The sequence below is a fragment of the Streptomyces chattanoogensis genome (genome assembly GCF_001294335.1).
Classification (GTDB): Bacteria; Actinomycetota; Actinomycetes; order Streptomycetales; family Streptomycetaceae; genus Streptomyces; species Streptomyces chattanoogensis.
In genome coordinates, this window is sequence record NZ_LGKG01000168.1 from 1 (window position 1) to 12,800 (window position 12,800).

11 protein-coding genes and 1 pseudogene are annotated in these 12,800 nt (G+C 72.8%); 4 read left to right on the forward strand and 8 right to left on the reverse strand.

Annotated elements, in window-relative coordinates:
• Window positions 1-181 precede the first annotated feature (181 nt).
• Together ADL29_RS31695 and ADL29_RS31700 are read right to left on the reverse strand one after the other, a co-directional pair.
• Window positions 182-1,057: a hypothetical protein gene (locus ADL29_RS31695; protein ID WP_053926991.1), complete on the reverse strand. Its 876-nt coding sequence runs from the start codon at window positions 1,055-1,057 to the stop codon at window positions 182-184.
• Between the two features lie 4 nt (window positions 1,058-1,061).
• A complete protein-coding gene (locus tag ADL29_RS31700; RefSeq protein WP_053926992.1) occupies window positions 1,062-1,688 on the reverse strand; it encodes a papain-like cysteine protease family protein in 627 nt (208 codons plus the stop codon).
• A 242-nt stretch (window positions 1,689-1,930) separates the two neighbouring features.
• Between ADL29_RS31700 and ADL29_RS31705 the strand changes: the two genes are divergently transcribed.
• Entirely contained in the window at window positions 1,931-2,890 is a 960-nt protein-coding gene (locus ADL29_RS31705) for a hypothetical protein (protein WP_053926993.1), read from the forward strand.
• A gap of 101 nt (window positions 2,891-2,991) precedes the next feature.
• Here ADL29_RS31705 and ADL29_RS31710 read toward each other — a convergent pair whose 3' ends face one another.
• The 3 genes and pseudogenes from ADL29_RS31710 to ADL29_RS45660 all read right to left on the reverse strand — a co-directional run.
• Window positions 2,992-3,402: a Rieske (2Fe-2S) protein gene (locus ADL29_RS31710; protein ID WP_053926994.1), complete on the reverse strand. Its 411-nt coding sequence runs from the start codon at window positions 3,400-3,402 to the stop codon at window positions 2,992-2,994.
• A gap of 14 nt (window positions 3,403-3,416) precedes the next feature.
• Window positions 3,417-3,563: a hypothetical protein gene (locus ADL29_RS43790; RefSeq protein ID WP_157878622.1), complete on the reverse strand. Its 147-nt coding sequence runs from the start codon at window positions 3,561-3,563 to the stop codon at window positions 3,417-3,419.
• 47 nt (window positions 3,564-3,610) lie between these two features.
• A pseudogene (locus ADL29_RS45660) lies at window positions 3,611-4,090 on the reverse strand (MFS transporter); the annotation flags it as partial.
• Between the two features lie 312 nt (window positions 4,091-4,402).
• Between ADL29_RS45660 and ADL29_RS31720 the strand changes: the two are divergent.
• Window positions 4,403-5,491: a LacI family DNA-binding transcriptional regulator gene (locus ADL29_RS31720; protein ID WP_053926996.1), complete on the forward strand. Its 1,089-nt coding sequence runs from the start codon at window positions 4,403-4,405 to the stop codon at window positions 5,489-5,491.
• Window positions 5,488-6,447, forward strand: a complete 960-nt coding sequence (locus ADL29_RS31725; protein WP_053926997.1) for a carbohydrate kinase family protein — start codon at window positions 5,488-5,490, stop codon at window positions 6,445-6,447. The genes ADL29_RS31720 and ADL29_RS31725 overlap by 4 nt, the downstream gene beginning before the upstream one ends.
• A 277-nt stretch (window positions 6,448-6,724) precedes the next feature.
• On the opposite strand, the gene uvrA is transcribed toward ADL29_RS31725, so the two are convergent.
• The 3 genes from uvrA to ADL29_RS31740 form a co-directional block, all read right to left on the reverse strand.
• A complete protein-coding gene (uvrA, locus tag ADL29_RS31730; protein WP_053927014.1) occupies window positions 6,725-9,754 on the reverse strand; it encodes an excinuclease ABC subunit UvrA in 3,030 nt (1,009 codons plus the stop codon).
• A 258-nt stretch (window positions 9,755-10,012) separates the two neighbouring features.
• Complete coding sequence (locus ADL29_RS31735; protein WP_053926998.1) at window positions 10,013-10,234, reverse strand: hypothetical protein; 222 nt, start codon at window positions 10,232-10,234, stop codon at window positions 10,013-10,015.
• A 145-nt stretch (window positions 10,235-10,379) separates the two neighbouring features.
• Window positions 10,380-11,132 carry a TetR/AcrR family transcriptional regulator gene (locus ADL29_RS31740; protein WP_078971437.1) on the reverse strand — a complete coding sequence of 251 codons (753 nt, stop codon included), beginning with the start codon at window positions 11,130-11,132 and terminating at the stop codon, window positions 10,380-10,382.
• Window positions 11,133-11,213: 81 nt separating this feature from the next.
• Here ADL29_RS31740 and ADL29_RS31745 point away from each other — a divergent pair, with 81 nt between their 5' ends.
• Complete coding sequence (locus ADL29_RS31745) at window positions 11,214-12,764, forward strand: FAD-dependent monooxygenase (protein WP_053926999.1); 1,551 nt, start codon at window positions 11,214-11,216, stop codon at window positions 12,762-12,764.
• Window positions 12,765-12,800 lie beyond the last annotated feature (36 nt).

A 12,800-nucleotide genomic window follows, 5' to 3' on the forward strand; every position in this document is an offset into this window, starting at 1 on the left:
GGCGCGCCCCCGCCCCCACCCCCCGTCACCCTGCCCTCCCCCCTTCGGGGGGAGGGCAGGGTGGGGGCGGGGGAGGGTGTGTGGGTGGGGTGGGGGGCGGAAGCTGCGATTCCGATCCGCATTCAGGCGGAAGCCACCGGTTCCCCGCATTCAGCCGCGGTTCCCCCCCCCGCCCCCGCCCTCAGCCGCTGCGCCGCCTCCGTACCGCGGCGGCGCCGCACAGGCCGAGGGCCAGCAGGGCGGCGGCGCCCGCGACGGTGGAGGCGGCGGTGACCGGGAGGCCGCCGCCCGCCACCGCACCGGCCTCGGCCGGGTCCTTGCGGGCACCCGCCTTCACCGAGGCGCCCTCCTGGACGGCGGCCTGTGGCCCGTATCCCCCGGCTTCGCCGCGCCTGTCGTACGCGGAACCGGGGAGCTTGTCGCCGTACGCCTTCGCCACCCGCTTCTGATAGGCGGCGACGGTGCTGCCGTGCGCGCCGACGGCCTTCCGGGCGTCCGCGTCCAGCGGCTCGACACGGTCGCCGCGCTGTACGTACCAGGCGTCGATCTGCGGCTCGTGGAAAACCGTCCCGGTCCCGCCCTTCGCGGCTCCGGCGGCGGCGTAACGGGTCTCGTCGTCACCGCTCGCGATGTTGACGACCTTCCAGGCGGCGCCCCGCCGCACCGTCCACACCGAGGCCGTCCGCCCGTCGGCGGCGACCGCCTTGCTGGCGAGGAACTCGAGGCGGGCGACGGGGACGCCGGCCTTGCCGCGGACGAAGTCCGGGGAGAGGACGTACACGGGGACCGCGGCGCCCTCGATGCGCGGTTTCCCGGGTGCGGCGGCACGGGCTCCACCGCGTTCGCGGGCGCCACCGGGCTCATGGGCGAAGAACCGGGCGAGCGTGTCCAGGGTCGCGGGGGCGCCGGCCGCCTCCCGGGCCGCGGTGATGCTTGCGCGGGGCGGGGCCTTGGGGGTCACGGGAGCGTCGGCGGCCTCGGCGGCGTACGGGGCGAGGCCGGTGAGAGCGGTGGCGAGCACCCCGGTGGCGGCGGCGCGGAGGATGCGCTTGGGCATGGCCTCAGGCTCCTATCCGGTAGAGGGAGTGCGTCCAGGAGAAGGAGCTGCCGTTCACGTAGTAGTCGTAGTCGCCCCAGTTGTAGCGGTTGTTGGAGCCCCAGGGGTCGCCCCAGTAGACCCGGTTGTCGGCCGTGTCGAAGCCGTAGATGACGTGCATGTGGCCGCCGCCGGAGGACCACTCGATGCGGGTCTCGATGGGCCGGTCGGCGTTGATCTCGGTCTGCACGGTGTCGTAGCGCAGATAGCCGGACACATAGGAGCCGGAGTTGATGCCCATCCAGTCGAAGGCGTTCTGCACATTGCCGAGCGTGGCCTGGTTGTTGGGGCAGGCGGTGTTCTGCGGGCGGCCGAAGGCGGCGTTGCAGAACTGGTTCTGGCTGTAGTTCCTGCCGTACCAGGACGCGATGGTGTTCCCGGAGCCGGCCCAGCACCAGTTGGTCTCTTCCTGGGCCTGCATCGAGATGTCGAGGCGGTTGGCGGCGGCCGCCTTGGTGGCGTGCGCCGGGGGCGTGTGCGCCGAGGCGGCAGCCTCGGGGAGCGTGGTGAGCGCCGTGAACGCGGCGAGGGTGAGCGCCGCTGCCGACAGCCGTCTGCGGCGCGCACGATGCGCATGGGGTGCACGGGTCATGGCGTTCCTCCCGATGAGGGGGGTGAGGGGGGTGAGAGGAGCGCATCCGGATGCTGATGAGGAGCATCAGGTGTTGTCGCCCGCAGGTCAACACGCTTCAATGCGAGGTGACATGGGGGTGTGGACGGACGGGCCCGGATGTGAACGGCCGGTGCCCGGCGTACTGCAGTGAACAGGCAGTCAGCGCGTGAGGCGTGCGATCCGGTTGTGAACGTTCACCCGCGCGCCGGAGGAATGAGGCAATGGCACAGAACACTCCCGGGACGCCCCCGCTCACCCCCGAGTCGGCCGAGCTGGCGCAGTTGCTGCGCACCGGCCCGTTCCATCTCGCCCTGCGCTGCGCGCTCACCGCCCGCGGGCTCGCGCTCACCCGCGTCCAGCACAAGCTCGCCCAGCGCGGCATCAAGGTCGGCGTGACCAGTCTGAGCTACTGGCAGCAGGGCGCCCGGCGCCCGCAGCGCCCCGAGTCGCTGCGGGCGGTGCGTGCCCTGGAGGAGGTCCTGGAGCTGCCCGCGGGCTCGCTGCACCGCCTCCTGGTGCCCGAGGGCGGCACCCGCCCCGAGGCCGAGCGCCCGGCCGCGCGCTCGTACCGCTCCCTGATGGCGCCCGCCGGCGTGCTGCAGCAGCTGTTCGCCGAGCTGGAGACCCCCGCGGACGGCGGGCTGCACACCGTCGGCCATCACGAACGCGTCCTGATCGGGCCGCGCCGCGAGCTGAGCGCCCGTGAATCGCTGCAGGTGGTCCGGGCGCACCGGGACGGCGTCGACCGTTATGTCGCCATCCACCGGGGCGACAAGGGCTGCGATCCCTCGCGGGTGCGGGTGGAGGCGGCGGAGAACTGCCGGCTGGGGCGGGTGCGCGGGGACGCGGACGCCGGGGTGGTGGTCGCCGAGCTGCTCTTCGACGTCCGGCTCCGGGCCGGTGACACCCATGTCTTCGGGTACGCCTTCGAGGACGGCAGCGGCGGCTCCAGCACGGAGTACGTCCGCGGCTTCAGCTTCGCGGGCGGCCAGTACGTCCTTCAGGTGCGCTTCGACGAGGCGGCGCTGCCGGTGCGCTGCCGCCGCTTCGCCCAGACCTCGGCACACGCCCCGCGCAGCGCCCAGCAGGAGCTCACGCTCAGCGGTACGCACCGGGGCGTCCACCTGGTGGAACAGGGCGTACGGCCCGGGATACTCGGCATCGGGTGGGATTGGGGATGAGGCAGTATCGGGTGGGATGGGGGATAAGACAGGCATCGGGTGGGACGGGGGATGAGGCGGCATCGGGTGGGACAGGGTGACGGGGCGGGCTCGGTGCCGGCTCAGCCCGCCATCAGCTTGCCGTCCTTGACCCGGACGGGGACCTCCTCCAGCGGGCGGGTCGCCGGGCCCTGGACGACCTTCCCGGTGGCCACCTCGAAGCGGCTGCCGTGCTGCGGGCAGACGCCCTGCTTCTTCTCGATCTTGTTCAGTACCGCGCCCATGTGCGTGCACACGGTGCTGAAGCACTTGAACTCGCCCTTGACGGGCTGCGAGACCAGCAGCCGCTGCTCGGCGTAGAGCCTGGCGCCGCCGACCGGCACGTCCGAGGCCGGGCCCAGTTCGGTGGGCGCGTCCGAGGCGGGCCGGGTGCCCGGCTTCTGCTGTCCCGTGCCACAGGCGGCGGCGAAGCAGACGGCACCCGCGAGCGCGGCCCCGCGCAGCACGGTCCGGCGGTCGGGGGACGCACTCATGTCGTAACTCCTGATCAGTGGGCGGCGCCGGCCCCCGACGATACCGGGGCGGCGTGCTCGCCGTGGCGGCGGTCCGCCCTGCCCCGCAGCAGCTCCTGCTCGAACTCCTCCAGGCTGCGTCCCTTGGCCTCCGGCGGCAGCCGCCGGACATCGCCGCACACATCCCCGGCGCACCGGTCAGCAGCAGCGGCTTGCGCCCCTTGCGGCCGTTCAGCCTCCCCAAGCTCTCGGCTCCGCTCGAGCGGGGCGGTACCCCCACCGCGGGCAGCGTCATCAGCATGTTCAGCAGGCCGATGCCGACATGGGCGAGGATCGCGCCGTCGGAGCCGAAGCCGATGTCCGTGAGCAGGGTCGGCGCGTAGGAGATGATCGTGTTGATGCCGACGAAGTTCTGGAAGAGGACCGGCAGCGTCCCGATCACGAACACCGCCCGCAGCCGGGGCGGGAGCAGCCGCCGCAGGGTCAGCGGCTCACGTTCCGCCCGCTCCGCGCGCTCGGTCTCGGCCAGCTCCTCGCCCGCCGCCCCGGCGTCGCCGCGCAGCCGCGTCACTACCGTGCGGGCCTGTGCGCTGCGGCCCTTGGCCACCAGCCGGCGCGGGCTCTGAGGCTGGGCGACGATGCCCAGCGCCAGGACGGCGGCCGGGACGGCGGCCAGGACGGCGGCCGGGACGGCGCCGAGGCCGATCATCCAGCGCCAGGCCTGTGCGTCGGCGAGCAGGTAGTCGGTGACCTACGCGACGAATATGCCGGCCGTGACCAGGAGCTGCATCAGGGACGTCAGACCGCCGCGGAGGTGCTTGGGTGCGAGTTCGGTCAGGCTCCTCACGACGTCGTGCGGGTGCGGCGTGCCGCGAAGGTAGCGTGTACGTAAACGCTTACGCAAGCGTTTACGCGTAGCCCTGGATGCTCGTACTGTGGTGGACTCGCGGGACGGCGGCCACAGGTGCCGCCGGCGACCGGCGCCATGGCGGCGCGGCGGCCCGGGGGAGGAAGAGACCGGATGACGACGATGGTGGACGTGGCACGGCGCGCGGGCGTCTCCGTGGCCACGGTCTCGCATGTGCTGAACGGGACCCGGCCGGTGCGCCCCGGCACCCGCGCCGCGGTGCTCGCCGCCATCGACGAACTGGGCTACACCCACAACACCCTCGCCCGGTCGCTGGTCACCGCCCGCACCCGCTCCATCGGCCTCGCGGTCTCCGCGATCAGCAACCCGTACTTCACCGAGATCCTCCAGGGCGTCGAGGCCGGCGCCCTGGAGGCCGGCTACAGCCTGCTGATCGCCGATCCGCACGACGACCCGCGGCATGAGCGCAGGGTCGTCCAGCTGCTCCACGAGCGGAGGGTGGACGGCATGATCGTCGCACCGTCCGCGGAGCCCGCGGAGACGGTCGGCTATCTGGCCCGGCGCGGGGTGCCCACCGTCTTCCTGGACCGGCTGGTCGACGACGCGCAGGGACAGGCGGGCGACGGCCGGGCGGGCCACGACCAGGTGTGCGCCGAGAGCACCGGCCCGGTACGCCAACTGGTAGGGCATCTCGCCGACTTGGGGCACACCCGGATCGGCCTGGTGGCCGGGCTGCCGGGCCTGAGTACGACCACCGAACGGGTCCGGGGCTATCGCGAGGGCCTGCGCGCCCGGGGCCTGGCGTTCGCCCCCGAGCTGCTGGCCGGCGGCAGCTCCGAGGCGGAGGGCGCCCAGGACGCCACCGGCCGTCTGCTCGCCGCGCCCGAGCCGCCCACCGCGGTCATCACCGCCAACAACGCGATGACCATCGGCGCCCTCCGGGCCCTGCGCGAGCGCGGTCTGGAGGTCCCCCGCGACATCGCGCTGGCCTGCTTCGACGACTTCTCCTGGGCCGATCTCTTCGCGCCCCGGCTGACCGCGATCGCCCAGCCCAGCAAGGAGATCGGGGCCACGGCGGTCCGGCTGCTGCTGGAGCGCCTGGAGGAGCCGGACCGGCCGTCCCGTACCGTCCGGCTGCCCTGCACCTTTGTGCACCGTACGTCGTGCGGCTGCCCCGAACCCGTGCCGGCCACCGCCCCGGCCGCCTCCCCAGCTGCCCAGGAAAGGAACCACACCCCGTGATCGTCGTCGCCGGCGAGGCGCTGATCGACCTCGTCCCCAGCCCCCAGGAACCTTCCGGAAACGGCGGGCTGCCCGCCCTGCTGCCGCGGCGCGGCGGCGGTCCGTACAACACCGCGGTCGCCCTGGGGCGGCTGGGCTCGCCCACCGCCTTCTGCTCACGGATCTCGACCGACACCTTCGGCGAGGCGCTGCTGGACGGGCTGCGGACCGGCGGCGTGGACATCTCTCTGGTGCAGCGCGGGGGCGAGCCGACCACGCTCGCGGTGGCGGACATCAGCCCCGACGGTTCGGCCGGATACGGCTTCTATGCGGACGGCACGGCCGACCGGCTCTTCGCCCTGCCGGACGCGCTGCCGGACGCGGCCCGCGCGCTCTCGCTGGGCACCTGTTCGCTGGTGCTGGAGCCGGGGGCGAGCGCGTACGAGGCGCTGCTGCGGCGGGAGGCCGGGCGCGGGGTGTGCACGGCGCTCGATCCCAACATCCGGCCCGGTCTGATCCCGGACGCGGAGGCCTACCGGGACCGTTTCCGCTCGTGGCTGCCGTATCTGACGCTGCTGAAGCTGTCGGAGGAGGACGCGGGGTGGCTGGCGGGTGCGGAGCCGGACGCCGGCCGGGCGGTGGTCACCGCCGCGGCCAGGGGATGGCTGGGGCAGGGCCCCGCGGCGATCGTGATCACCCGGGGCGGCGACGGTCTGACGGTGCTGACGCCGGACGGCGGTGAGGTGACCGTGCCGGGGCGCCGGGTCGAGGTGGTCGACACCATCGGCGCGGGCGACACGGTCAATGCCGCGCTGCTGCACCGGCTGGACGTCCATGACGCCCTCACCCGCGAGGCCGTCGCCGCGCTCGGCCCGGACGACTGGCGCGACATCCTCGGCTTCGCCGCCCGCGCCGCCGCCGTCACCTGCTCCCGCGCGGGCGCCGAGCCGCCGTACGCCGCGGAGGTCACCGGCTAGGCCTGCCCGGCGGATCGGGGCCGGAAAGGCCGCGGCGTCCGGTGCTCCCCCACGCCTTGAGGGCACGGGGAGGTCCCCCCTCGCGTCGCTCCGTCCCGGCTCGTTCCTTGATCCCCGGAAGCCGAGCCGCATCGGCAGGCGCCGGAGCGGCCTGACAGCGGAGCTATGGGGACAGGCCTGGCCGGGCGCCTCCGGCTGCGGCGGGCGCGGAGGCACGGACGGCCGGATTTCCGCCGTACGCCCCTCCGCGCCGCTCGGCGTCAGGACGCCCCTCGCGTCAGGACAGCCGACGGGCCCGCGCCGCCGCCTTCTTGGCCACGGCCTTCTTCGCCGCTGCCGTCTTGGCGGCGTTGACATCGGTCGAATTCGCCTTGGCGACGGTCTTCTTCGCGGTCTTCCGCGCCCCTGCCTTCCTCGCCGGCGCGGGGATCTTGACCGATCCCACGACCGGCGCGGCATCGCTGACCCGGTCGCCGAGGATCTCCCGCAGGAACTTGCCGGTGTGGCTGGCGGGAACCGACGCGATCTCCTCCGGCGTGCCCTCGGCGACGACCAGGCCGCCGCCGCTGCCGCCCTCGGGGCCCATGTCGATGATCCAGTCGGCGGTCTTGATCACATCGAGGTTGTGCTCGATGACGATCACGGAGTTGCCCTTGTCGACCAGCCCGGACAGCACGGAGATCAGCTTGCTGATGTCCTCGAAGTGCAGACCGGTGGTCGGCTCGTCCAGGACGTAGACGGTCCGCCCCGTCGACCGCTTCTGCAGCTCACTGGCCAGCTTCACCCGCTGTGCCTCGCCGCCGGAGAGGGTCGGCGCGGACTGGCCGAGGCGGACGTATCCGAGGCCGACCTCGTGCAGGGTCTTCAGATGCCGGGAGATGGTGGGCACCGCCTCGAAGAACTCCAGCGCCTCCTCGATCGGCATGTCCAGCACCTCGGCGATGGACTTGCCCTTGTAGTGCACCTCGAGCGTTTCGCGGTTGTAGCGCGCGCCGTGGCAGACCTCGCACGGGACGTACACATCCGGCAGGAAGTTCATCTCGATCTTGATGGTGCCGTCGCCGGAGCAGTTCTCGCAGCGGCCGCCCTTGACGTTGAAGGAGAAGCGCCCCGGCAGATAGCCGCGGACCTTGGCCTCCATCGTCTCCGCGAACAGCTTGCGGACATGGTCGAAGACGCCGGTGTACGTCGCCGGGTTGGAGCGCGGGGTACGGCCGATGGGCGACTGGTCGACGTGGACGACCTTGTCGACGAGGTCGTCGCCGTCGACGCGGGTGTGCCGTCCGGGGACCGACTTGGCGCCGTTCAGCTCGCGCGCCAGGTGGGTGTAGAGGATGTCGTTGACCAGCGTCGACTTGCCGGAGCCGGAGACGCCGGTGACGGCGGTGAGCACCCCGAGCGGGAAGGAGACGTCGATGTCCTGGAGGTTGTTCTCCTTCGCGCCGTGCACCGTCAGCCGGCGGGCGGGGTCGGCGGGCCGGCGGATGTCGGGCGTCGCGATGGCCCGCTTGCCGGCCAGATACTGCCCGGTGACGGACTCCTTGTTGGCGAGCAGCTCCTTCAGCGGGCCGCTGTGGACGACCTTGCCGCCGTGCTCACCGGCGCCGGGGCCGATGTCGACGACCCAGTCGGCGGTCTTGATGGTGTCCTCGTCGTGCTCGACCACGATCAGGGTGTTGCCGAGGTCGCGCAGCCGGACCAGGGTTTCGATCAGCCGGTGGTTGTCGCGCTGGTGCAGGCCGATCGAGGGCTCGTCCAGGACGTAGAGCACGCCCACCAGGCCGGAGCCGATCTGGGTGGCAAGCCGGATGCGCTGGGCCTCGCCGCCGGAGAGGGTGCCCGCGGCACGGTTGAGCGAGAGGTAGTCCAGGCCGACGTCGACCAGGAACTTCAGCCGTTCGTTGACCTCCTTGAGGACCCGCTCGGCGATCTTCTTCTCGCGGGCGTTGAGGGTGAGCTGCCGCAGGAAGTCGGCGCAGTCGCTGATCGACATGGCCGCGACCTCGGCGATGGAGCGCTCCTGCACCGTGACCGCGAGCACGATCGGCTTGAGCCGGGTGCCCTCACAGGTGGGGCAGGGCACCTCGCGCATATAGCCCTCGAAGCGCTCCCGGCTGCTGTCGCTCTCGGCCTCGCTGTGCCGCCGCTTGACGAACGGCACGGCGCCCTCGAAGGGGGTGGTGTAGGCGCGCTGGCGGCCGTAGCGGTTGCGGTAGCGCACCTCGATCTGGGTCTTGTGGCCGTGCAGCAGGGCCTTCTTGGCGCGGGCGGGGAGGCCGGCCCAGGGGATGTCCGTACGGAATCCGAGGGCGTCGGCCAGGGCGTCGACCAGGCGGCCGAAGTAGTCCTTGGTGTGGCCGCCGGACCAGGGGTGGATGGCGCCGTCGTCGAGGGAGCGCTCCTCGTCGGGGACGATCAGCTCGGGGTCGACCTCCATGCGCGTGCCGATGCCGGTGCAGTCCGGGCAGGCGCCGAAGGGGGAGTTGAAGGAGAACGAGCGCGGCTCGAGCTCCTCGAAGGAGAGGTCGTCGTGGGCGCAGTACAGATGCTCGGAGTACATCCGCTCGCGCTGCGGGTCGTCCGGGTCGAGGTCGACGAAGTCGAGGATGACCATGCCGCCGGACAGGCCCAGGGCGGTCTCGACGGAGTCGGTCAGCCGCCGCTTGGCGCTCTCCTTGACGGTGAGGCGGTCGACGACCACCTCGATGGTGTGCTTCTCCTGCTTCTTCAGCTTCGGCGGCTCGGTGAGATGGACGGTCTCGCCGTCCACCCGGGCGCGGCTGTAGCCCTTGGTCTGGAGGTCGGCGAAGAGGTCGACGAATTCGCCCTTGCGCTCGCGCACCAGCGGGGAGAGCACCTGGAAGCGGCTGCCCTCGGGCAGCTCGAGGACCTTGTCGACGATGGCCTGCGGCGACTGCCGGGCGATCGGCCGCCCGCACGCGGGACAGTGCGGCTTGCCGATACGGGCGAAGAGGAGGCGGAGATAGTCGTAGACCTCGGTGATCGTGCCGACCGTGGAGCGGGGGTTGCGGGACGTCGACTTCTGGTCGATCGAGACCGCGGGGGACAGGCCCTCGATGAAGTCCACATCGGGCTTGTCCATCTGCCCGAGGAACTGCCGGGCGTAGGAGGAGAGCGACTCGACATAGCGCCGCTGCCCCTCGGCGAAGATCGTGTCGAAGGCGAGCGAGGACTTGCCCGACCCGGAGAGCCCCGTGAAGACGATGAGGGAGTCGCGGGGGAGGTCGAGCGAGACGTTGCGGAGGTTGTGCTCGCGAGCGCCACGGACGATGAGACGGTCGGCCACGCCGGTCGGCACCTTTCTTGGAGAGGGGCGGGAGCCGCGGCTCTGCGTCCGCCGCTCGGTGCGAGCAGAGGCGGCGGAGCGGAGCGGAGCCCCCGCCCCAGGGTATGGGGACCGCCGCGGCACTGTCTTTGTGATGCCATAACGAGCCTATAGCACGTGCATTCGATTTACGGTACGCGCAAGCTCTCTTCACCCGAACGTGTGGCGGCCCCGCAGCCTTCCCGCCCTGGGCCCGGCCCCGCCCCGGCCCTGGCGCGGCTAGCTCTCCTCGCTCTCCTCGCCGCCGGCTTCCGCCGCCCCGGCCGCAGGCGCCCCGTCGGCCGGAGCCGGGGCCCTCGAGGCGCCGTCCTCTGCCGCCGCGGGCTTCTCGCGGCGCTTGCGCGCCAGCTCCGCGGCGCGCCGGTCGGAATACAGCCGCATATCCGCTTCCGCCTTGAGTTCGAAGTCCCGCACCGTGACCTCCCGGAGTCTCGTGGCCACTCCGGCGCTCCCCGGAGCCGCCGGACGCCCGCGCCCGGCCCCATCCCGCCGAGGCCGTCGAAGGAGCCGCCGGCGGTTGCCCGGACCCGTACGCATCAGGCTACTGCGCGCGGCGCCGCACCACCCGGCTCGCACCCGCCCGCCCTCAGCCCCCGCCCGGCAGCGCCCGTTCCAGCGCATCGAAGGTCCGCCGCAGCACCGCTTCCTGGTCGGCGGCCACCTCGTCGGCCGGGTCGCCCGCGAGCTGCCGGACCGCGGCACCGGCGTAGGCGACGCGGTACGCCGCGACGATCAGCGCGGCCGCCAGCCGGGCGCCCCCTGGGTAGCCCTCCTCCCCCGCGGCCTCGCCGAGCAGCCCGGCCAGGGTGTTCTCGATCTCCTCGACCGCCTCGCGGCCCCGCGCGCGCAGCGCCGGCGAATCCAGGACGGTCTGCCAGAAGTACGCGAACCCCTCCCCCACCCCGCCCAGCGGATGCCGCCGGGCCAGCAGACCGAAGGCGAGCCGGCGGAGCGCGGCGAGCGGCGTCTCGTCCGCCCCGCGCTCCCGGACCGCGCGGGTGACCAGCTCGTGGGCCTCCGGGATCCGGTCGAGGAAGAGGTCCTCCTTGCGCGGGAAGTAGTTGAACACCGTCATCGTGGACACCTCGGCGGCGCGCGCGACCTCGGCGACGGTGACGTTGTCGAAGCCGCGCTCGATGAACAGCAGCGTGGCCTCGCCGGAGATCCGCTGCCGGGTCCGCAGCTTCTTGCGCTCACGCAGCGTCAGCCGCCCGTCCTCCTCGCCGTACCCGGTGTCCTCGGCGTATCCGGTGCCCTCGGCGTATCCGGTCCCCTCCCCCGCACGCCCGGCCTCCCGGGCGCCCCCGGTCCCTTCGCCGCCCCGCCCGTTCTTTCCCATGCCAGTTCCGCTCCTCCTCATGCCAGGATTTTATCCGCAACAAATTTTTAGTGACTACATTTATGTGTCACACTCCCTCCCATGAGCCATGACGCAGACGTAGTGGTGGCAGGGGGCGGCCCGGTGGGGCTGATGCTCGCCTGCGAACTCGCACTGGCAGACGTGACGGTCGTCGTCCTGGAGCGGCTGACCGAGGTGGATACGACGATCAAGGCGGGGGCGATCAACTCCCCCAGCGCGGAGGCCTTCTACCGGCGCGGGATGCTGCCCGACCTGGTGGAGGTGCAGAGCACCGCCATCGAGAAGTTCAGCGCGTTCCTGCGGCAGCGGCAGGCCGCGGGCGCCTCCGGGGTGAAACCGCCGCCGAAGTTCGCCGGTCATTTCGCGGGGATCATGCTGCGCGGCGACCTCCTGGACGAGTCGGACCCGGACTTCGGCGACACCGGCCCGGCCGGGGACGTCGGCCTGATACCCCAGGAGGCCCTGGAGCGGCTGCTCGCCGCCCGCGCCGCCCGCCTGGGCGTCGAGCTGCGCCGCGGTGTGACGCTGACCGGCTTCGACGCGGGCGAGGACGGCGTGGCGGTCCACACCTCGGACGGCACGCTGCACACCGGCTGGCTGGTGGGCTGCGACGGCGGCCGCAGCACGGTCCGCCGGCTCGCCGGTTTCCCGTTCCCCGGTACGGACCCCGAGATCACCGGCCACCAGGCCATCGTCGAGCTGACCGGCGCCGAGGCCCTGGGGGCGGGCTGGAACTGGACGGACACCGGGACCTATGTACACGGCCCGATGCCGGGCCGGATCCTCACCGTGGAGTTCGACGGGCCGCCCGCGGACCGCCAGGCGCCCATCACCGCAGAGGATTTGCAGGCCTCGCTGCGCCGGGTCTCCGGCGTCCCGGACGTCACCGTCACCAAGGTGCTCTCGGCGACCCGCTTCACGGACAACGCCCGCCAGGTGCCCGACTACCGCCGGGGCCGGGTGCTGCTGGCCGGTGACGCGGCGCATGTGCACTCGCCGTTCGGCGGCCAGGGGGTCAACCTCGGCATCGGCGACGCGATGAACCTGGGCTGGAAGCTGGCCGCCACCGTCAAGGGCTGGGCGCCGGAGGGCCTGCTGGACACCTACACCGCCGAGCGGCACCCCATCGGCGCATGGGTGCTGGAGTGGACCCGCGCCCAAGTGGCGCTGATGCGTCCGGAGTCGCATGCCCGCGCGCTGCGCACGGTGATCTCGGAGCTGGCCGGCACGGCCGACGCCACCACCTTCTTCGCCAAGAAGATCTCCGGAGTCTGGCAGCGCTACGACCTGCCGGGCAGCCATCCGCTGACCGGCGCCAGCGCGCCCGACCTGGAACTGTCCGACGGCACCCGGCTGGGCGGCCGACTGCAGGGCGGAGGAGGCCTGTTGCTCGATCTCGCCGACGATCGCGGGCTGCGCGAACGCGCCGCCGGGTACGGCGGCCGGGTACGGGTGCACACTGCCGCCTGCCCGGAGCGGCCCGGCCTCCGCGCGCTGCTGGTGCGCCCGGACGGCTGCACCGCCTGGGCGGCCGACGACGGGGACACGCCGGCCGGGCTGGACGCCGCGCTGCGCCGGTGGTTCGGGGCCCCGGACGGCGCGGCAGCCTGACACCAGGGGCGGGCGGCGCGCATATCCCGGTCGCCC

What these genes read in the sequence shown, in the direction of transcription:
- ADL29_RS31695 (WP_053926991.1), bottom strand. Translation starts at nt 1,057, where the DNA reads ATGCCCAAGCGCATCCTCCGCGCCGCCGCCACCGGGGTGCTCGCCACC.
- ADL29_RS31700 (WP_053926992.1), bottom strand. Translation starts at nt 1,688, where the DNA reads ATGACCCGTGCACCCCATGCGCATCGTGCGCGCCGCAGACGGCTGTCG.
- ADL29_RS31705 (WP_053926993.1), top strand. Translation starts at nt 1,931, where the DNA reads ATGGCACAGAACACTCCCGGGACGCCCCCGCTCACCCCCGAGTCGGCC.
- ADL29_RS31710 (WP_053926994.1), bottom strand. Translation starts at nt 3,402, where the DNA reads ATGAGTGCGTCCCCCGACCGCCGGACCGTGCTGCGCGGGGCCGCGCTC.
- ADL29_RS31720 (WP_053926996.1), top strand. Translation starts at nt 4,403, where the DNA reads ATGACGACGATGGTGGACGTGGCACGGCGCGCGGGCGTCTCCGTGGCC.
- ADL29_RS31740 (WP_078971437.1), bottom strand. Translation starts at nt 11,132, where the DNA reads ATGGGAAAGAACGGGCGGGGCGGCGAAGGGACCGGGGGCGCCCGGGAG.
- ADL29_RS31745 (WP_053926999.1), top strand. Translation starts at nt 11,214, where the DNA reads ATGAGCCATGACGCAGACGTAGTGGTGGCAGGGGGCGGCCCGGTGGGG.